General features: G+C 64.3%; 16 protein-coding genes. 11 read left to right on the forward strand and 5 right to left on the reverse strand.

What is annotated here, in order from left to right:
- Positions 1–311: 311 nt before the first annotated feature.
- A complete protein-coding gene (locus ACVIHF_RS41745) occupies positions 312–1,262 on the forward strand; it encodes a helix-turn-helix transcriptional regulator (protein ID WP_253604140.1) in 951 nt (316 codons plus the stop codon).
- Between the two features lie 61 nt (positions 1,263–1,323).
- Here ACVIHF_RS41745 and ACVIHF_RS41750 read toward each other — a convergent pair whose 3' ends face one another.
- On the reverse strand, positions 1,324–2,406 hold the full coding sequence (locus ACVIHF_RS41750; RefSeq protein WP_253604297.1) for an IS630 family transposase: 1,083 nt from the start codon (positions 2,404–2,406) through the stop codon (positions 1,324–1,326).
- A gap of 178 nt (positions 2,407–2,584) precedes the next feature.
- Between ACVIHF_RS41750 and ACVIHF_RS41755 the strand changes: the two genes are divergently transcribed.
- From ACVIHF_RS41755 to ACVIHF_RS41775, 5 genes are all read left to right on the forward strand, one after another.
- On the forward strand, positions 2,585–2,917 hold the full coding sequence (locus ACVIHF_RS41755; RefSeq protein ID WP_253604139.1) for a hypothetical protein: 333 nt from the start codon (positions 2,585–2,587) through the stop codon (positions 2,915–2,917).
- A 113-nt stretch (positions 2,918–3,030) separates the two neighbouring features.
- Positions 3,031–4,236 carry an NAD(P)/FAD-dependent oxidoreductase gene (locus ACVIHF_RS41760; protein WP_253604137.1) on the forward strand — a complete coding sequence of 402 codons (1,206 nt, stop codon included), beginning with the start codon at positions 3,031–3,033 and terminating at the stop codon, positions 4,234–4,236.
- Between the two features lie 303 nt (positions 4,237–4,539).
- The gene (locus ACVIHF_RS41765; protein ID WP_456793802.1) at positions 4,540–6,834 is read left to right on the forward strand and encodes a TonB-dependent siderophore receptor; all 2,295 of its coding nucleotides are present in this window, start codon (positions 4,540–4,542) and stop codon (positions 6,832–6,834) included.
- 30 nt (positions 6,835–6,864) lie between these two features.
- Positions 6,865–8,007, forward strand: coding sequence for a PepSY-associated TM helix domain-containing protein (locus ACVIHF_RS41770; protein WP_256558834.1), 1,143 nt, complete (start codon positions 6,865–6,867; stop codon positions 8,005–8,007).
- Positions 8,008–8,014: 7 nt separating this feature from the next.
- A complete protein-coding gene (locus ACVIHF_RS41775; RefSeq protein ID WP_016839685.1) occupies positions 8,015–8,197 on the forward strand; it encodes a hypothetical protein in 183 nt (60 codons plus the stop codon).
- 169 nt (positions 8,198–8,366) lie between these two features.
- On the opposite strand, the gene ACVIHF_RS41780 is transcribed toward ACVIHF_RS41775, so the two are convergent.
- The gene (locus ACVIHF_RS41780; protein ID WP_456793803.1) at positions 8,367–10,106 is read right to left on the reverse strand and encodes an adenylate/guanylate cyclase domain-containing protein; all 1,740 of its coding nucleotides are present in this window, start codon (positions 10,104–10,106) and stop codon (positions 8,367–8,369) included.
- A 128-nt stretch (positions 10,107–10,234) separates the two neighbouring features.
- On the reverse strand, positions 10,235–11,032 hold the full coding sequence (locus tag ACVIHF_RS41785) for an N-formylglutamate amidohydrolase (protein WP_456793805.1): 798 nt from the start codon (positions 11,030–11,032) through the stop codon (positions 10,235–10,237).
- 104 nt (positions 11,033–11,136) lie between these two features.
- On the opposite strand from ACVIHF_RS41785, the gene ACVIHF_RS41790 reads away from it, so the two are divergent.
- The 3 genes from ACVIHF_RS41790 (at position 11,137) to ACVIHF_RS41800 (ending at position 13,359) form a co-directional block, all read left to right on the forward strand.
- A complete protein-coding gene (locus ACVIHF_RS41790; RefSeq protein ID WP_168855223.1) occupies positions 11,137–12,036 on the forward strand; it encodes a transglutaminase family protein in 900 nt (299 codons plus the stop codon).
- Positions 12,037–12,038: 2 nt separating this feature from the next.
- On the forward strand, positions 12,039–12,851 hold the full coding sequence (locus tag ACVIHF_RS41795; RefSeq protein WP_456793806.1) for a transglutaminase-like domain-containing protein: 813 nt from the start codon (positions 12,039–12,041) through the stop codon (positions 12,849–12,851).
- 109 nt (positions 12,852–12,960) lie between these two features.
- Complete coding sequence (locus ACVIHF_RS41800) at positions 12,961–13,359, forward strand: gamma-glutamylcyclotransferase family protein (RefSeq protein ID WP_456794174.1); 399 nt, start codon at positions 12,961–12,963, stop codon at positions 13,357–13,359.
- Between the two features lie 155 nt (positions 13,360–13,514).
- Here the strand turns inward: ACVIHF_RS41800 and ACVIHF_RS41805 are convergent, their stop codons facing one another.
- Positions 13,515–14,069: a chlorite dismutase family protein gene (locus tag ACVIHF_RS41805; RefSeq protein WP_076827947.1), complete on the reverse strand. Its 555-nt coding sequence runs from the start codon at positions 14,067–14,069 to the stop codon at positions 13,515–13,517.
- Positions 14,070–14,279: 210 nt separating this feature from the next.
- Between ACVIHF_RS41805 and dnaG the strand changes: the two genes are divergently transcribed.
- On the forward strand, positions 14,280–16,289 hold the full coding sequence (dnaG, locus tag ACVIHF_RS41810; protein WP_456793807.1) for a DNA primase: 2,010 nt from the start codon (positions 14,280–14,282) through the stop codon (positions 16,287–16,289).
- Between the two features lie 366 nt (positions 16,290–16,655).
- The gene (rpoD, locus tag ACVIHF_RS41815) at positions 16,656–18,788 is read left to right on the forward strand and encodes an RNA polymerase sigma factor RpoD (protein ID WP_057018061.1); all 2,133 of its coding nucleotides are present in this window, start codon (positions 16,656–16,658) and stop codon (positions 18,786–18,788) included.
- Positions 18,789–18,947: 159 nt separating this feature from the next.
- Here rpoD and ACVIHF_RS41820 read toward each other — a convergent pair whose 3' ends face one another.
- Positions 18,948–19,184, reverse strand: coding sequence for a hypothetical protein (locus ACVIHF_RS41820; RefSeq protein WP_026192271.1), 237 nt, complete (start codon positions 19,182–19,184; stop codon positions 18,948–18,950).
- Between the last annotated feature and the right edge of the window lie 54 nt (positions 19,185–19,238).

The raw sequence follows: 19,238 nt of genomic DNA on the forward strand, positions 1-19,238 counted from the left end.
AGCCGTCACTCATTATCCGGGATTGCTGCGGCGCAGTCCAGTTGTCTCACGCGATCATGAACGATGCTGCCGGTCGTTCAGCGCAATGCGATTCCGGAATGAATTCAACTGCTTTGGTCCAATCGACCGTGCCGGACGCAGAAATGTCGCAGCCGCGCGCTTGGCGCAGAATTGGGCAAAGCATGGCCGTTTCAGGAAAGACATTCGAACCGCGCGGCGCTTAGGTCCGGCGGGCAGTTCCGCGCCTCATGGGTCCGACAGACCGGCCCGCAAGGAGGGAGCGCATGAGCCTTCAAACGCGAGCACAGGTGATGAGTAAGCCGATCCTGCACGATCCTTTGCGGGATTCGCCCGCCGCATCCGATGCGCGGCAGGCCGAGGCGCCGGCCGGTCCGCGCTGCCCGGCCGGCCAGGAGATGGCCCGCGTGCTCAAGACGCAGCCGCTTCGCATGGCGGCCGACCCGTCGAGCGGCGCGATCGCCTATTGGAAGCATGACGCGCTGCACGACGTGGTCAGGCCGATGGTCGACCACGTCGTCATGAGCTATCCCGCAGGCTCGCAGCGGCTGGAGCGGCGCACCGGCAGGGTGGCTTCGATCGGAACGGCCCGGTCCGGGGTCGTGACGATCATCCCGGCCGGCTCGAGCTCGCGCTGGGATATTCACCAGTCGGTGCATGTCGTTCAGCTCTATCTTCCGCATGCGACGCTGGCGCGCGTCGCCGGCGAGGCCGACACCGCCGCTCCCGGCGATCTGCTGGAGCGCACCGGGCATCCCGATCCGATTACATCGCGGTTGCTGCTGAGCGCCGCTGATGCACTCGAGGGCAGCGCGGCGCTGGATGCGCTGTTCCGGCAGCAACTGACGGATCTTTTGGCCACGCGCCTGCTGTCGGCGCACGCCGGCGTGCCTGCGACCGTGCAGGTGACCGTAGGCGGTCTTGCGCCGACGGCGCTGCGCCGCGCCATCGAGCGATTGCGCTCGGACAGCGATGCGGACGTCTCGCTCGCGGCGCTGGCGGCGGACGCCGGCCTGTCGCGCTTTCACTTCTGCCGCGCATTCAAGGAAAGCACCGGGCTCTCGCCGCATGCCTGGCTGCGCCAGCACCGGCTCGAGCAGGCCATGAACATGCTGCGCGACACCGACGCATCCGTGGTCTCGATCGCGGCGGCGCTCGGCTACAGTTCGCAGACCGCGTTCGCGGCCGCATTCAGGAAGCTGACCGGCGAAACCCCGAGCGATTGGCGGCGCCGTCTGCGGTAGAGCGTTTTCGAGCAAAGAACCGAAAATGCTCTAGTGTCCTGAACCAAAAGTTCATGGCATTTTATGCCTTGGCGGGCAGATTGTAAGCGCAGAAGCGTTCGATTGAGCCGAGAATGTCGTCAGCTGATTTGGTCCATCGGAACGGCATTGGGTCAGCGTTGTGATGGTCGATGAAGGAGGCAATCTCGGCCCGTAGCGCCGCCACACTGCGATAGATGCCGCGCCTAATCTTACGCTCGGTGATGAGTGCAAAGAAGCGTTCGACCTGATTGAGCCAGGATGAACTGGTTGGCGTCAGGTGGACGTGCCAGCGCGGCCTCTTTGCCAGCCAGTTGCGGATCAACGGCGTCTTGTGGGTTGCGTAATTGTCCATGACGAGGTGGACGTCCAGATCGTCTGGAACCGCAGCTTCGATCTCATCGAGAAACTTGCGGAACTCTTTGGCACGATGGCGTCCATAGCATTTGCCAATGACCCGGCCGGTTGCGACGTCGAGGGCGGCAAACAGCGAGGTGACGCCATGGCGTTTGTAGTCGTGACTACGGCGCGCCGGCTGGCCAGGTCGCATGGGCAGCATGGGCTGGCTGCGATCCAGCGCCTGGATTTGCGACTTCTCATCGACACACAGTACGATGGCGCGCTCGGGCGGAGCTACGTAAAGGCCGACGATGTCGCGAACCTTGGCGACAAAGTCGGGGTCGGTTGAGAGCTTGAAGGTCTCCAACCGATGCGGCTGCAAGCCGAAAGCGCGCCATATACGCTGTACTGTTGAGACTGACAGCCCGCTGGCCCGCGCCATGCTGCGCGAACTCCAGTGGGTGGCCCCGGGAGGCTGGGTCTCAAGGGTGCGAACGATCACCGCCTCGATCCGGGCATCCTCAATCGTGCGTGGCGTCCCCGATCGCGGCTCGTCCCAAAGACCTTCAAGCCGATGCTCGGAGAACCGCCGCCGCCATTTGCCGACCGTGTCGGGATCGACAGCCAAACGGGCCGCCACGACCTTGCTCTGCTCGCCCTCAGCACAGGCCAGGACGATCCGAGCCCGCAGCGCCAACGCCTGAGCAGTGCTTCGACGCGACGCCAACGATGTCAACTCAGCACGTTCCACCTCATCAAGCTCCAGCGGAGCAAAGCGCCGACCCATCGCCAATCCTCCCCAAATCAGGAGAGTCCGCTATCATCGAGTCGATTTGGAGTCCGCCGAACTTTTGATTCAGGACACTAGCCGCAATCGCTCTTCAGGTCAGGCAATCGCTCTGGGGCACTCATACGGCCAATTCGCTAGATCACCGTGGCGCCCACGCCAACAACGGAGACAAGCGATGGCCTGGAAGGATTTCGGTAGCTCCCTTGCAGTCACGCGGCGACGCCGGGTTCTCGCGACTGCACTGATGTACGGGCTTACGCTCACCGTCCGCTTCACGTCGGCAACCGGCGAGGATGCCGATGCGCCGGCGCAGGCCGTTCAGGGCGCCGATGCCATGACGTCGGTGATGATCAGCGACGCCGCCCAGGCGCTCTACCGCGATTGGCTCCCGAGCGCCGCGCTGCCGATCGGCCTTCACCATGGAGCGCTGTCGGGCGCGAGAGGCTGCCGCGCAGCCTGCATGCCCGGGGCGCGCACGCCGTTCCTGTCGAGCTGCGCCCGGCAATAGGCGCTCGCCTTTCCACCTCTTCGCGTCGCCGATCGCGACAGGCTTCGCCGCAAGCGGCAGGCAGCGACGGCAACGCGCGGACATCAGAGACTGTCAACCCAGAGGAGATACCCATGCGAATTGTCATCATTGGCGCCGGCTTTGCCGGCATGTATGCCGCGCTCTCCGCAGCCCGCCTGCGCGACATCAAGGGCGTTTCGCCCGAGGAGCTCGAGATCGCCCTGGTCGCGCCGGAGCCGACCCTGGTGGTCCGCCCGCGGCTCTACGAGCCGAAGCCGGAGACGCTGACCGCGCCGCTGCTCGACGTCTTCAACGCGATCGACGTCGTCTATGTGCAGGGCAGCGCCGAAGCCGTCGACACCAAGGCCCGCACCGTACAGATCGTCACCGCCAAGGACGCGCGCAAGACGCTGCCTTATGATCGCCTTGTGGTGGCGACCGGCAGCCGGCTGTTCCGTCCGAACGTACCCGGTCTCGCCGAGCATGGCTTCAGCGTCGACAATCTTGCGGATGCGATCGCGCTCGACCGCCATCTGCACGACCTCGCCAGGCAGCCGGCATCAGTGGCACGCGACACTGTCGTCGTTGCCGGCGGCGGCTTCACCGGCATCGAGGCGGCGACCGAGATGCCGGCGCGGCTGCGCGAGATCCTTGGCAAGGACGCCAAGCCGCGCGTCGTCATCGTCGATCGCAACGCCGCGATTGCACCCGACATGGGCGAGGGCCCGCGCCCGATCATCGAGGACGCGATGCGCAAGCTCGGCGTGGAAGGCCGCTTCGGTGCCGGCGTCGCCGAGGTCAGCAAGTCCGGCGTCACGCTCTCCAGCGGCGAGCATATCGAGGCCGCGACCGTGGTCTGGGCGGCGGGCATTCGCGCCGCGCCGCTGACCACGCAGATCCCGGCGGAACGCGACAATTTCGGCCGGCTGCTGGTCGATCGTGATCTGCGCGTGCCGTCGGTCGCGGGCGTGTTCGCCACCGGCGATGCGGCGCGCGCTGCATGCGACGATGTCGGCAATTACGCGCTGATGTCGTGCCAGCACGCGACGCGGATGGGCGCCTTTGCAGGCAACAACGCCGCGGCAGAGCTGCTCGGTGTCGCGACCAAGCCGTATCACCAGAAGGCCTATGTCACCTGCCTCGACCTCGGCGAGGCCGGTGCGCTGTTCACCCGCGGCTGGGAGCGCAAGGTCGAGATGGTCGGCGATGTGGCCAAGAAGACCAAGCGGGAGATCAACACCGTCTGGATCTATCCGCCGCGCGCCGAGCGTGCCGCGGCGCTCGCATCCGCCGATCCGGAGCACGTCACCGAAGTCTGACGCTGAGCTCGGCGAGAGCACCGCAACTGCGATCATCGCTTCCGCGCACGGCGTCGTTCGATCGCTGTGCGCGGAACTGACTCGAAGTATCGCGGAGCGAAACGCAGTTTAGAATCGTCCTTAGAAGCGCTCGAAAAATCTGAGGCGCATTGACGCAGTTTCGCTGCGTTCACGTTGCGAGCTCGCAACACCATCGGCGATAAGCCCAACACTGGATGTGTTCTAATCACCGATCAGCTGCGTACGTCTTTCATCGTGTTAGTGACGGCGAGGATGAAGGCGATGTGAGTTGACGGGGGTCGGATGTTTCGTCGCACTGCGCTGGCGGCCGGGTACATGGCTGGCAGCGGTTTGTTCGCGCTGAGTGTGGTGACGCCGCGTGAAAGCGTTGCGCAATCGGCGCTGCCGCCGGTGACGGTCGAGGCGCCGAAACAACAGCAGCAGGCGCGGCGGACGCTGCCGGCGCGACGCGCGGCGCGTCCTGCACGTACGACGCCGCGATCGATCGCGAACCGGGCGCCCGCGCAGAACGTTCCAGCACCGGGGGCAGGTGGCGGCGGAGAGCGCGGCAACGGCCCGGTCACCGGTTATCTCGCCAGCCAGAGCGTCACCGCAACCAAGACCGACAGCCCGGTCCTGACGACGCCGCAGTCGATCTCGATCGTCACCCAGGATCAGATCCAGGCGCAGGGTGCGCAGAACATCACCGAAGCGCTGCGTTACACGCCCGGCGTGACGATCGAGAGTTTTGGCGCCAACGCGTTCTTCGACGAGTTCAAGCTGCGGGGCTTCACCGCGCCGCGCTATCTCGACGGGTTGCGGCTGCCGACCGACACCACGACCTTCGCGGTCCCGCGCATCGAGACCTATGGTCTCGAGCGCATCGAGGTCCTGAAGGGGCCGTCATCCGGCCTGTATGGACAATCCGATCCGGGCGGCCTGTTGAACCTGGTCAGCAAGCGGCCCACCGAGACGCCGCATTACGAGATCGAGGGATCGTTCGGCTCGTTCGATCGCTTCCAGGGCGCCTTCGATATCGGCGGTCCGGCCGACAAGGACGGCCGGTTCCTTTACCGCATCGTCGGCCTTGGCCGCGACAGCAACAGCCAGACCGACTTCGTTCAGGACAACAAGCTGTTCATCGCGCCGAGCTTCACCTGGCGCCCGACCTACGACACCAGCTTCACCGTGCTCTCGCAGTACCAGAAGGTCGACAACAAGGGTTACCAGCAATACGTCCCGGGACAGGTGTCGTTCCTGCCCAACCCCAACGGACATATTCCCTACAGCCGTTACCTCGGCGAGCCCGGGCTGGATGGCTATCATCTCGAGCAGTTCGCGGTCGGCTACGCGTTCGAGCATCGCTTCGACAACATCTTCCAGTTCCGGCAAAACCTCCGCTACACCCAGGTCAGCAACGACCTCGCATCGGTGCGGACCGAGGGCATGGTGACGGATCGTCTGGTCGCGCGCACCTACAACTACGTCAAGGCCAACGCCGCCAATGTCGCGCTCGACAATCAGCTGCAGGCGGATTTCGCCACCGGGCCGCTGGTCCACAAGGTGCTGGCCGGCGTCGACTACTTCGATCTGTGGGCGAACACGGACTATCGCACGACGCCGATTGCGCCGATCGATGCCTATAGTCCGGTCTACGGCACCGCCGTTCCGTCAGCCAGCTCGCTGGCGCCTTTCATTCTGCGCGACGACAGGCAGTCGCAGCTCGGCGCCTATCTGCAGGATCAGATCAAGCTCGATCGCTGGACGCTGACCATGAGCGGCCGCCAGGACTGGGTCAGCTCCGGCTTCACCAGCATGGCGTTCTATCCGCCGGCCGGCCACTATTCGCGCGATGACTCGGCGCAAACCGGGCGCATCGGCCTGAGCTACCTGTTCGATATCGGCCTCGCGCCCTATGTCAGCTACGGGACCTCGTTCACGCCCAACCTCGGCGCCGACAGCGCCGGCCGGTCGTTCAGGCCGACGACGGGCGAGGGCGCGGAAGTCGGCGTCAAGTTCAAGCCGAACGGCTCGAACTTCATGGTGACGGCGGCAGCGTTCGATATCCGTCAGCAGGACGTGCTGACCGCCGATCCGTTGAACCCGCTGTTCAACGTGCAGACCGATGCCGTGCGTGTCCGCGGCCTCGAGCTCGAGCTGAAGGGCAATCTCACGCGCGAGCTCGAGATCACGGCGGGATACACCCATCTCGATCCGCGGGTGACGACGAGCATCGCCGGCTATGCCGGCAAGTACATGATGAACACGGCGCAGGACCAGGGCGCGGTCTGGGGCAAGTATACCTGGTATGACGGCGCGCTCGCGGGCCTTGGGCTCGGCCTCGGCGTGCGCTATGTCGGCGAGACCTACGGCGACAACCTCAATACCTTTGTCATTCCCTCCTATGCCTTGCTCGATGCGTCGGTCAGCTACGACTTCGCTTATCTGCGGCCGGACCTGAAGGGCTGGAAGGCACAGGTCAACGTGACCAACCTGACCGATCACTTCTACGTTGCATCCTGCCTCACCGGGCTTCCCTATTGCGGCCTCGGCAATGGCCGCACGGTGCTGGGCACGATGAAGTACACCTGGAACTAGGTAACGAAATTGACTGCGACGACCAGATCCTTGCGGCGATGGGGCGCTGTCCATAAATGGACCAGCCTTATCTGCACGTTGTTCATGCTGCTGCTCTGCATCACCGGCCTGCCGCTGATCTTCCACGAGCAGATCGACGATCTCCTGCACAGCCAGGTCAAGCCGCCCGACGTGCCGCCAGGCACGCCGCCGGCCAATCTGGACCGTCTGCTCGGCAACGCGTTGGCGCAGGCACCCGGAAAGGTGCCTCACTTCCTGATCTGGGATCGCGACGATCCGAGCGCGATGTTCGTCAGCGTCGGTCCGACCATCGATGCCGATCCGACCAACAATTTGCTGATCCGGATGGATACGCATAGCGGCGCCTATCTCGATGCGCCCGATGTGACCGGCCGCTTCACCTACATCATGTTGAAGCTGCACACCGACATGTTCGCAGGCCTGCCCGGCAAGCTGTTCCTCGGATTGATGGGGATCCTGTTCTGCGTCGCGATCATCTCCGGCATCGTGGTCTACGCGCCGTCGATGCGGAAACTGCGTTTCGGCGCCTATCGCGCGCAGCGGACCCGCGTCGTGCGCTGGCTCGACGTCCATAATCTCGCGGGCATCCTGCTCGTCGCCTGGACGCTGGTCGTCGGCTTCACCGGGGTCATCAACACCTGGGCCGACCTCGTGCTCAAGATGTGGCAGTTCGGCCAGCTCGCCGAAATGACGGCGCAGTACAGGGACCGGCCGGTGCCGTCGAAGCTGACCTCGCTGAATGCGGCGGTCGAAGTGGCCACCCATGCGGTGCCCGGCATGACGCCGAGCTTCGTTGCTTTCCCGGGAACCCTGTTCAGCAGCAAGAGCCACTACGCCGTGTTCCTGCATGGCGATACGCCGCTGACCTCGCGGCTGCTCAAACCGGCGCTGATCGACGCGGAAACCGGCAAGCTGACCGACACAAGGGACATGCCCTGGTATGTGACGACCCTGTTCGTCTCGCAGCCGCTGCATTTCGGCGACTATGGCGGCATGCCGCTCAAGATCGTCTGGGCACTGCTCGACATCCTGACCATCTTCATCCTGGTGACCGGCGTGTATCTGTGGATGCGCCGCCGCAAGGCGGGCGTGAGCCAGGAACGCGCGATCGCCAACGCCGCCTCCCTCGACAACCCCGCATTATCGTCGTGACGCCAGCATGGTCTCGCATCGTTCATTGACCCAGATCTTCGCCGCCCCGCTCGTCATCGCGATCGTGAGCACGGTCGGATTGATCAGCGCGCTGGTCGGCGACGGCTGGTGGGATGCGGTCTCGTGGGCCGGGCTCGGCCTGCCTGTGCTGCTCTATCTGGTGTTCATCTGGCGGCGCCAGCCGAATTGATCGGGTTCGCCTGATCGCGCTTCGAACCGGCCGGGCAATCAGCAAAGCCGGTCCAATCGGAATATGCCGATCCCTGCGGTGTCTCATCCGCGGAGATGCGCAAGAAGCCGTACCGGCAACCGAACAAGCAGTCGCGGCCGCGCAGGTGCCTGGCGTGCGGCATCGGGCTTCACTCCGGGAGCCCCGCCATGCGTAGCGGGTTGACCAATGCGTCCAGGTCGCCCTGTCGACGATACGGCAGCAGCCCCGCCCAGCGGGCCAGGCTGAAATTGGGGTGGCCCGCCAGCAAGTCGCTTGAGATCATCCGCGCTTCATCTTGCCGGCCGAGATTCCAGAGCGCCGCTATGAGTGTCGACTGCGCGGTCAGCCAGAGCGGCCGCTGCCTCAGCACGCGGGAGGCTATATCGTGCGCCGCCGCGAAATCTCCGAGATGAAATCTTGCGCGCGCTTCGTCCACCATCGATTCGTTGCGCTCAATCGGACTGAGCCGTTGGGCGTGTTCCTCGTAGAGGACGGCCTTTCGGAAATTGCCGGCGTAGCCATGGTACATGCCCGCCATGTGATGGGCGTCAGAGCTGCTGGGAGCGAGGCTGATCGCCGTTTCTCCTGCTGCCACAGCCTCATCATGACGACGTTGATAGGTACGAACATAGCCGATCACCAGGTATGCTTCCCCGAAGCTCGGGTCGGCGGCGAGAGCCCGATCAGCGCAGCCCAGTGCGGCTTGATACGCTTCATTTTCATCCTTGATCCAACCGAAGCGCGCCTGGTCGGTCAGGGTCAGACCCAACAAGTAGAGCGCCGGCATAAACGAGGCATTGATCTCCAGCGCCTGTTCAAAAAGCTTCCGGGCCTGTGCGTGAGTTTGCCTTGCGAAATTAACGTACAGGGCGCGTCCCTTTAAGACATACTCATAAGCCAGCGGACTGCCCGAGCGCTTTCTCCACACCCTTGCGCGTTCGCCGACCGTCAACTGGACCTCGAGCGCTTCGACGATCTCTTGCGTAATTCGGTCCTGGAGATCGAACACGTCGTCCAGGTCTCCGTCAAAGCGATCCGCCCAGAGATGGCCGCCGTCTCGACCATCAATCAACTGCGCCGTCAACCTGATGCGATTGCCGATCTTTCGAACGCTCCCCTCCAGCAGATAACGAGCACCCAGGATCTGCCCGATTTCGCGAATGTCCCGGTTCTGCCCCTTGAACGCGAAGCTCGAGTTGCGAGCTATCACCATCAATTCCTGTATCTTTGACAGGGTCGTAAGGACGTCTTCCGCGATCCCGTCCGCGAAATACTCCTGCTCGCTGTCGCCGCTCATGTTCTGAAACGGCAGCACCGCGATGGAGGGCTTTCCCGAAAACGGGCGCACGTGATGCGATTCGGCGGGAGTTGGATGGCGCTCAGGCGAAGGTCTGGCGCCAATCTTCATTCGCCAGGCGCGGATCGGCTCAGTGATGTTTTTCAGATTCTGTTGGCCCATGTCTTCGAAGGCTGCATCGACCTTGCTCCGGATCTGCCGGTAGGCGTCGTCAGACAGGCATATGCCGCCCGGGTCCGCGATGTTCTCCAGCCGCGCGGCGATGTTGACGCCGTCGCCGAAGATGTCGTCGTTGTCGATGATGATGTCGCCGACGTGAATGCCGATGCGAAATTCGATCCGCTGCTGTTGCGGTGCGGATACGTTGAGCTCCGCCATCCTGCCCTGAACCTCTACAGAGCTGCGCACTGCATCGACGGCGCTGCCGAATTCGACAAGCATGCCGTCGCCGGTCGTTTTGACGATGCGGCCTCGATGAGCGGCGATCGTTGGATCAATGAGATTCTTTCTGGCCGCCTTGAGCCGCGCGAGCGTGCCTTCCTCGTCCGCTCCCATCAGGCGACTGTAGCCGGCGACATCTGCCGCCAGCACTGCTGCCAGTCGCCTTTCCACTCGCTCGGGCGCCACGGACTACCCTAACTTGGAAGTTCAACCCGGCCAATTAAAGCACGTCGAGCCGCCTTCGGGCTAGAGGCCACGCCCTGGCTGACCGTCAGTCGCTAGATCAGCGCTTCCGTGCGCAGCGTCGCCTCGATCTCGCCGAGGATGCGCGCCAGCCGTTCGGCCCACGCCGTCTCGCCGGCTTGGTCGGAGATCAGGTCCTGGCGGATCTCGATGCCCGAGTTCATCAGGCCGCGTGCCTCGCCATGCACGGGGATCGTGTAGTCGGTCTCGTCGCTGACCGCGTAGGGCTCGTTGTCGCCGACCACGAGATCGCCCTCGGCGCGCAGATGCTTCAGCAGCAGCGGCGGCAGTACCGTGTCGCGGTGGTAGAGCGTGCCGATGTGCCAGGGTCGCGCGATGCCGGCGTAGATCGGCGTGAAGCTGTGCAGCGACACCAGCATCGTCGGCAGGCCCCGACGCGCACGCGCGTCGATGATCTCGTCGATGCGTTTGTGATAGGGATCGAAGATCTGCGCGTGGCGCATCTCGGCGGCCTCGCGCGACAGGCCTTCATTGCCCGGCACCGTGGTGGCCTCGCTGATCAGCGGGATCGAGCTTGCGACATGCGGCGGACGATTGCAGTCGATCACGAGCCGCGAATAGCGCTGCGCGATCAAATGCGCGCCGAGCCGCTCCGAGAGCCGGGTTGCGACGCCGGCGATGCCGATGTCCCAGGCGATGTGCCGCACCAGTTCATCTTCGGGCAGGCCGAGGTCGCCGAGCGGAGAGGGAATCAGCCTGCCGTAGTGGTCGCAGGTGAACAGGAACGGCGAGCGGCCGTCGGCATTGTGTTCAAGAACCGGTGAAGCGTCGGTGCTCGCGAGCAGGAACGATGGACCGCCTCCGTAATTCAAGGGCTTTTTTCCTCAACTTTGCCTATTCAGGCGGCATGCTGATCTGGAATCGGGCAGCTTTCTCTATAGATTATGCAGCCCGAAATCACGATGATTGTTTGAAGATGCCGCTGCTGACTATTCATCACAAGACCGTTTATCGCTACGCGCGCCCGGTGGCGTTCGGCGAACACCGCATCATGCTGCGCCCCCGTGACGGCCATGATCTGCGCGTGCTCGACAGCGCACTTGTGATCGATCCACAGCCGATGTCGCTGCGCTGGATCCACGACGTGTTCGGCAACAGCATGGCGATCGCCGCCTTCGACGAGCGCGCCGACATGCTGTCCTTCGTCTCGACCGCGACGGTGGAGCACAATCCGGCCGATACGTTTGCGCTGACGCCGGACGATCCCGCCTATTTCTATCCGTTCCTCTACGACGATGAGGAATTCCCCGACCTGCAGCAGTTCATTACGCCGCAATATGGCGACCCGAACGGTGAGCTGTCGGCCTGGGCGCGGCGCTTCCTCGATGTCGAGGCGCCGACGCCGACTTTCAAGATCCTCAGCGGCATGACCCACGGCATCCGCGAGGCGTTCAGCTATCGCAAGCGCTACGAGCAGGGCACCCAGCATCCGCTCGACACGCTGCGCACGCAGTCCGGCACCTGCCGCGACTATGCGCTGTTCATGATCGAGGCGCTGCGCCGGCTCGGCGTCGCCGCGCGCTTCGTCTCCGGCTATCTCGCCATGCCGCCCGGCAGCGCGCACGGCTATGTCGGCGGCGGCTCGACCCATGCCTGGGTGCAGGTCTATCTGCCGAGCGCGGGCTGGATCGAGTTCGATCCGACCAACGGCATCGTCGGCACGCGCGATCTGATCCGCGTCGCGGTGGCGCGCGACCCGCGCCAGGCGATCCCGCTGCACGGCGTCTATCTCGGCGCGGCGGACGCCTTTCTCGGCATGGATGTCGACATCAAGGTGGTCTCGGTCGGCGAGAACGCGGAGCAGGAGACGGCCTGACGATGCAGATCAAGGTCGGCTTCGAGATCACCTACACGGCGGCGCAGCCGACCCCGATGGTGATCATGCTGTCGATCCATCCGTCGCGCTACGCCGACATCGTCGGCACCGAGCGCCTTTCGACCGAGCCGGACGTGCCGATCGGCCTCTATCGCGACGGCTTTGGCAATGTCTGCGGGCGTCTGGTGGCGCCCAGCGGTGGCGTCACCTTCCGCGGCAGCGCGCTGGTGCGCGATCCCGGGCTGCCGGATCCCGTCAATCCGGCGGCGCAGCAGCTGCCGATCGAGCAATTGCCTGACGATATGCTGCTCTATCTGATGCCGAGCCGCTACTGCGAGACCGACAAGCTGACCGACATTGCCTGGTCGCTGTTCGGCAACACACAGCAGGGCTGGGCGCGGGTGCAGACGATCACCGATTTCGTGCACCACCACGTGACGTTCGGCTATCAGCACGCCCATCACATGAAGTCGGCGCACGACGTCTATAAAAGCCGCGCCGGCGTCTGCCGCGACTTCGCGCATCTGGCGCTCACCTTCTGCCGCTGCATGGGCATTCCGGCACGCTACTGCACCGGCTATCTCGGCGACATCGGCGTGCCGCCGGACCCGGCGCCGATGGATTTCTCCGGCTGGTTCGAGGTCTATCTGTCCGGCCAGTGGTACACCTTCGATGCCCGCCACAACACGCCGCGGATCGGCCGCATCCTGATGGCAACCGGCCGCGACGCCGCCGACGTCGCCCTCACCACGAGCTTCGGCCGCATGACGCTGACGAAGTTCGTCGTCGTGACCGATGAGGTGGCGGCGGCCTAGCGTCCCCCGGGATTTTCTGTCATTCCGGGATGGTGCGTTAGCATCAGACCCGGAATCTCGAGATTCCGGGTCTGGTCCTTCGGACCATCCCGGAATGACAACTGAACCCATGACCCCCGATCTTCTTTTCGTCTACGGCACGCTGATGCGCGGCTTCGACCATCCGATGGCGAAGCTGCTCGCGGGCAATGCCGAGTTTCTCGGGCCGGCGCAGTGCAGCGGCCGGCTCTATCTGGTGAAGCATTATCCGGGCCTGGTCGTGTCGGACGATCCGGCCGACATCGTGCATGGTGAACTGTTCCGCTTGCGTGAGCGCGAGGCCATGCTGCGTGAATTCGACATGTACGAAGCCTGCGGCGAAGGCTTTCCGCCGCCGACCGAATATGTCCGCGAGATGCTCGAGGTCACGCTTGCCGACGGCAATGTGAGCGAGGCGTGGACCTATCTCTACAACTGGCCGGTCACCGAGCTGCCACGGATCGCGTCAGGAAAATTCCTGGAGCATTAGCGCTCGGACGTGCCGCATGTTTCGTCATGCCCGGGCTTGACCCGGGCATCCATCTCACTTCGCAATAGTCATTCTTTTGATGGATTGCCGGGTCATAGGCGAGCGGAAGCGACGCCGTCATTCTGACGGCTGTGCCGGCCACGACGAAAGAGAAGTCAATCCTCCCGCACCACGCGGATATCGACCTCGCGCTCGACATAGCTCCATTCCTCGGTCGCGCGCAGCATGCCGACCAGTTCGTCGAACAGGGTGACGTGGTCGGGGGCGAACTCGAACCAGGTCAGGAAGTCGAAGGGCATGCCGAGGTCGCGCGAATGAAACAGCTGGCGGGCGATCGCGGGGAGGAATTTCAGGGTGCCTTCGATGTGGTGCGACTTGTCCTCGAAGATCTTGCGGCGCTCCTCCTGCGTCAGCTCCCACCACGCCGCGGATTTCCTGATTGGGATCAGCGCTGCGTGGGTTGCCTCGCTGCGGCCGAGCCCGGCCTGCACGGCCAAGAGCTTCTCGCGCTCCTCCTTCTCGGTGTAGCGCAGATGGCTGGCGACGCCGGCGAGCCGCCAGGAGGTCTGCGCCGGCAGCAGCGGCAGCGCGATCGACTCGCTCGCAACGATCGACAACGCCGCGACCTTCGGCAGCGTCTCGCCCTTCACCCGCGTGATGGACGTGACCTGCCAGCCGCCGCTCTGTCCGCCTCTGAATGTCGTGAACATGGCCTATCCAATCCCGGAAGCGGGGAGGGGGCAAGCTTGCCGCACAGGCTCTCCACCGTGGATTTGGGGGTAGCCCGCTCGACGGAGCCGCGACGGACCAGACCTGTGAATAGCCCGGAAAAGCCCCACATTGTTCGGCATGGCGGGCCGTGCCGCTATATGGCTAACCGGTTGTCCGCGATTCGCCGCCCGAGCCCAAAATCCTGACTGATGCGTTTCACGCCCGAATTCCTCGATGAGCTGCGCGCCCGGCTTCCGGTCTCGGAAGTCGTGGGCAGGCGCGTCAAGCTCAAGAAGGCCGGCCGGGAGTGGAAGGGGCTGTCGCCGTTCCAGCAGGAGAAGACGCCGTCGTTCTTCGTCAACGACCAGAAGCAGGCCTGGTTCGACTTCTCGTCCGGGCTGAACGGCAACATCTTCGACTTTCTGATGAAGACGGAGGGCGTGACTTTCCCCGAGGCGGTGGAACGTCTCGCCGCGATGGCGGGTGTCCCGCTGCCGGCGGTGACGCCCGACGCCGCGCGGCACGAGCAGCACCGCCGCACCCTGCACGACGTGATGGAACTGGCGACCAAGTTCTTCGCCGACACGCTGGCCTCGCGCGGCGGCGCCAAGGCGCGTGGCTACCTCGCCGACCGCGCCATCTCGCCGGCGACCCAGCTCCAGTTCCGGATGGGCTATGCGCCGCCGGACCGCTTCGCGCTGAAGGAGCATCTCGGCGCGTTAGGGATCTCCACTGACGACATGGTGGAGGCCGGGCTTCTGGTGTCCGGCGAGGACAAGCCGGTGCCGTTCGATCGTTTCCGCGACCGCGTCATGTTCCCGATCACGGATGCCCGCGGCCGCGTCATCGCATTCGGCGGGCGTGCGCTGGAGAAGGACGTTCCGGCAAAGTACCTGAACTCGCCGGAAACCACGCTGTTTCACAAGGGCGACAATCTCTACAATCTGTTCACCGCGCGGCAGGCCGCGCATGACGGCGCGCAACTGATCGTCGTCGAGGGCTATGTCGACGTCATCGCCATGGTCACGTCGGGCTTTCCCGGCGCCGTCGCGCCGCTTGGCACCGCGCTGACCGAGAACCAGCTCGGCCTACTCTGGAAGATGGTCGACGAGCCGATCCTCTGCTTCGACGGCGACCGCGCCGGACAGAAGGCGGCGTACCGCGCGGCCGATATCGCCTTGCCGCAGCTCAAGCCCGGCAAGAGCCTGCGGATTGCGCTGCTGCCGGAAGGGCAGGATCCCGACGATCTCGCCCGCTCCGGCGGCCGCGGCGCGATCGAGGACGTGATCTCGGCCGCGCGTCCGCTCGCCGAAATGATCTGGTCGCGCGAGATCGAGGGCGGCAATTTCGATACGCCCGAGCGCCGCGCCGCGCTGGAGGCGCGGATCGGCGAGCTCACCAATGGCATCCGCGACGAGGTGGTGCGCCGCTATTACCGGCAGGACCTGCAGGAGCGGCTGCAGCGCAATTTTGCGCCCGAGGGCGGCCGCGGCGGTTATGGCCGCGGCGGCTACGGTCGGGGCAATTTCGGCGGCGGCCGCGGCGGCGAATCTCCCCGCCAGTTTGCCCCCCGGGGACCTGCCCAAAACGGCCGGCAGGGCGGCCGGTTCGGTGCCACCCCCGGGATTTCACGGGGTCCCTACCAGGCCGCCAGCCCCCAATTGGCCAACAGTCCGATCATGCGCGGCCAGCGCAGCGCGATCTCCCGCCGCGAGGCCCTTATCCTGCAATCCCTGATCAACCACCCCTGGCTGCTGCACGACCATCTCGAGGAGGTGGCGGCGCTGGAGCTCGCCCATCCCGAGGCCCACAAGCTCAGGGCCGCCATCATCGCCGCCTTTGCCCACGACCATCACCATTCCCCGGACGCCGAGGAGCAGGCCGAGAAGATGCGGGCCGACCTCGAAGCGGGCGGATTATCCCCGATTCTTCAAAGGGTTGAGCGGGCGATCACAACCCAGGCGGTGTGGGGCGCGCAGATCGGCGCGGCGCGCGAGGATGTTTTATCAACCTGGCGTCAACTCGTTGCCTTGCATCAGAAAACCCACGCCTTACTTAGGGAAAGAAAAGATGCGGAAGCGGCTTTGGCTGAAGACTCCAGCGAGGCCAATCTGACATGGTTGCAGGATATCCAGGCCCGGATGGCAGAAGCCGACGGGACCGAAGCCCTGATTGAAGGGTTCGGCGAATTATCGGGCCGGTTCCAGCGTAATGTCTGATAACAAAAATGCTGCGGACGGCGCTGGCCGCACCCGCAAAAAGACTCGCCAAATCCATGGTTTGGCTGCAAAAACAGGGTTAAGCGAAACTTAATAGCTACCGTAGCATTTTCAGGCGAAGTGGTTCCCGGTTCGCCGTCAGAAAATGCGTCAGATCTAGATCTGTCGCGTCTTCCGATCGTAAAACCGGTGTCCACTTTTACGGAAGACGCGACGGGCTATTGCAGATTGGAAACCGTCGAGACGGATGACAGGGGTGGCGAGATATTGCGCCGCCCTTTGTGCGTCGAGAGAGTAAATCTAGATTTCGTGCGGATGCGCGTGCGTGGCGCCATTTTGCATGACCGCGTTTCGGGAGCTTAGTGAATGGCCACCAAGGCAAAGACGCTGCAGGTTAAGGACAAGGAAAAGGACGACAAGGCAGCGGATGCTCCTGAGAAGGATGCCGCTGACGCGCCGTCGCCGTTGCTCGACCTGTCGGATGCCGCGGTGAAGAAGATGATCAAGCAGGCCAAGAAGCGCGGCTTCGTGACCTTCGATCAGCTCAACGAAGTGCTGCCCTCCGACACGACGTCGCCCGAACAGATCGAAGACATCATGTCGATGCTGTCAGACATGGGCATCAACGTCACCGAGGCCGACGACAGCGAAGGCGAGGACGAGAAGGACGACGGCGACGACGAGACCGATAACGAGCTCGTCGAGGTCACGCAGAAGGCCGTCACCGAGGTCAAGAAGTCGGAGCCCGGCGAGCGCACCGACGATCCCGTGCGCATGTATCTGCGCGAGATGGGCACTGTCGAGCTGCTGTCGCGCGAAGGCGAAATCGCGATTGCAAAACGCATCGAGGCCGGCCGCGAGGCGATGATCGCGGGCCTCTGCGAAAGCCCGCTGACCTTCCAGGCCATCATCATCTGGCGTGACGAGCTCAACGAAGGAAAGATCTTCCTCCGCGACATCATCGATCTCGAAGCCACCTATGCCGGCCCCGAGTCCAAGGGCGGCATCAATCCGAACCTGATCGGCAACAACGGCGCCGAGGGTGCCGCCGCTGAGGGCAATGGCGGCGACGCGCAGGCCGGTGCGCCGGCCCATGTCGCGCCGCCGGCAGCGCCGCCGTCGCCGACCCCGTTCCGCGCCGCGCCCGCCGGTGGCGAAGCCGCCACCGAGGAGAAGGATCCCGCCGAGGCCGCCGCCGAAGGCGACATGGACGACGACGAGTTCGAGAACCAGATGTCGCTCGCCGCCATCGAGGCCGAGCTGAAGCCGAAGGTGGTCGAGACCTTCGACAAGATCGCATCCGAGTACAAGAAGCTGCGCCGCCTGCAGGAGCAGGACATCGCCAACCAGCTGCAGAGCGAGTCGCTGTCGCCCTCGCAGGAGCGCAAGTACAAGAAGCTGAAGGACGAGATCATCGTCGAGGTGAAGTCGCTGCGCCTCAACCAGGCCCGCATCGATTCGCTGGTCGAGCAGCTCTACGACATCAACAAGAAGCTGGTCTCGTTCGAGGGCCGCCTGCTGCGCCTCGGCGACAGCCACGGCGTCGCGCGCGAGGACTTCCTGCGCAACTACCAGGGCTCCGAGCTCGACCCGCGCTGGCTCAACCGCGTCTCCAAGCTGTCGGCCAAGGGCTGGAAGAACTTCGTCCATCACGAGAAGGACCGCATCAAGGACCTGCGCCACGAGATCCAGTCGCTGGCGGCGCTCACCGGGCTCGAGATCGGCGAATTCCGCAAGATCGTGCACGGCGTGCAGAAGGGCGAGCGCGAGGCCCGTCAGGCCAAGAAGGAGATGGTGGAAGCCAACCTCCGGCTCGTGATCTCGATCGCCAAGAAGTACACCAACCGCGGCCTGCAGTTCCTCGACCTGATCCAGGAAGGCAATATCGGCCTGATGAAGGCGGTCGATAAGTTCGAATATCGCCGCGGCTACAAGTTCTCGACCTACGCCACCTGGTGGATCCGGCAGGCGATCACCCGCTCGATCGCCGACCAGGCCCGCACCATCCGCATCCCCGTGCACATGATCGAGACGATCAACAAGATCGTCCGCACCTCGCGCCAGATGCTGAACGAGATCGGCCGCGAGCCGACCCCGGAAGAGCTCGCCGAGAAGCTCGGCATGCCGCTCGAGAAGGTGCGCAAGGTCCTCAAGATCGCCAAGGAGCCGCTGTCGCTCGAAACGCCTGTGGGCGATGAAGAGGATTCGCATCTCGGCGATTTCATCGAGGACAAGAACGCGATCCTGCCGATCGACGCCGCGATCCAGTCCAACCTGCGCGAGACCACGACGCGCGTGCTGGCCTCGCTCACCCCGCGCGAGGAGCGCGTGCTGCGCATGCGCTTCGGCATCGGCATGAACACCGACCACACGCTGGAAGAAGTCGGCCAGCAGTTCTCGGTCACCCGCGAGCGCATCCGCCAGATCGAAGCCAAGGCGCTGCGCAAGCTGAAGCACCCGTCGCGGTCGCGGAAGCTGCGGAGCTTCCTGGACAACTAATATTTCCGATTGTCATTGCCGGGCTCGACCCGGCAATCCATCGAAACAACAACGGCGGGCCTGGGCCCGCCGTTTTCATTTTGATCCGTCTCCGACGTCATCGCGAGGAGATTGCTTCGCTGCGCTCGCAATGACGTGGATAGAGTTGTGTGGACGCCGCTACTTCTTCTTGGCGCCGACGCGCTCGATGGACTTGATCTCGAGTGGCGGGCGGCCGCCCTTTTCGGCGATCTCGCGGTCCTGCTCGCGCAGGAAGGCGCGCACCGGCTCGTCGCCGTCGAGCCCGCCAATGAGCTCCGACGGCACGCGGCGGTTGGAGCGCTGCGAGCCGTCTTCATAGAAGACGTTGAAGAAGGCGAATTCGCCTTTGGGATTGGTCCCGGGTTTTTTCGGCATGCGCGGCTTGTCCTCGATCGGGGCGCCGCTGTCAAAGCAAATCGCCCGCGCCCG

This window comes from Bradyrhizobium sp. USDA 4506 (assembly GCF_054058795.1).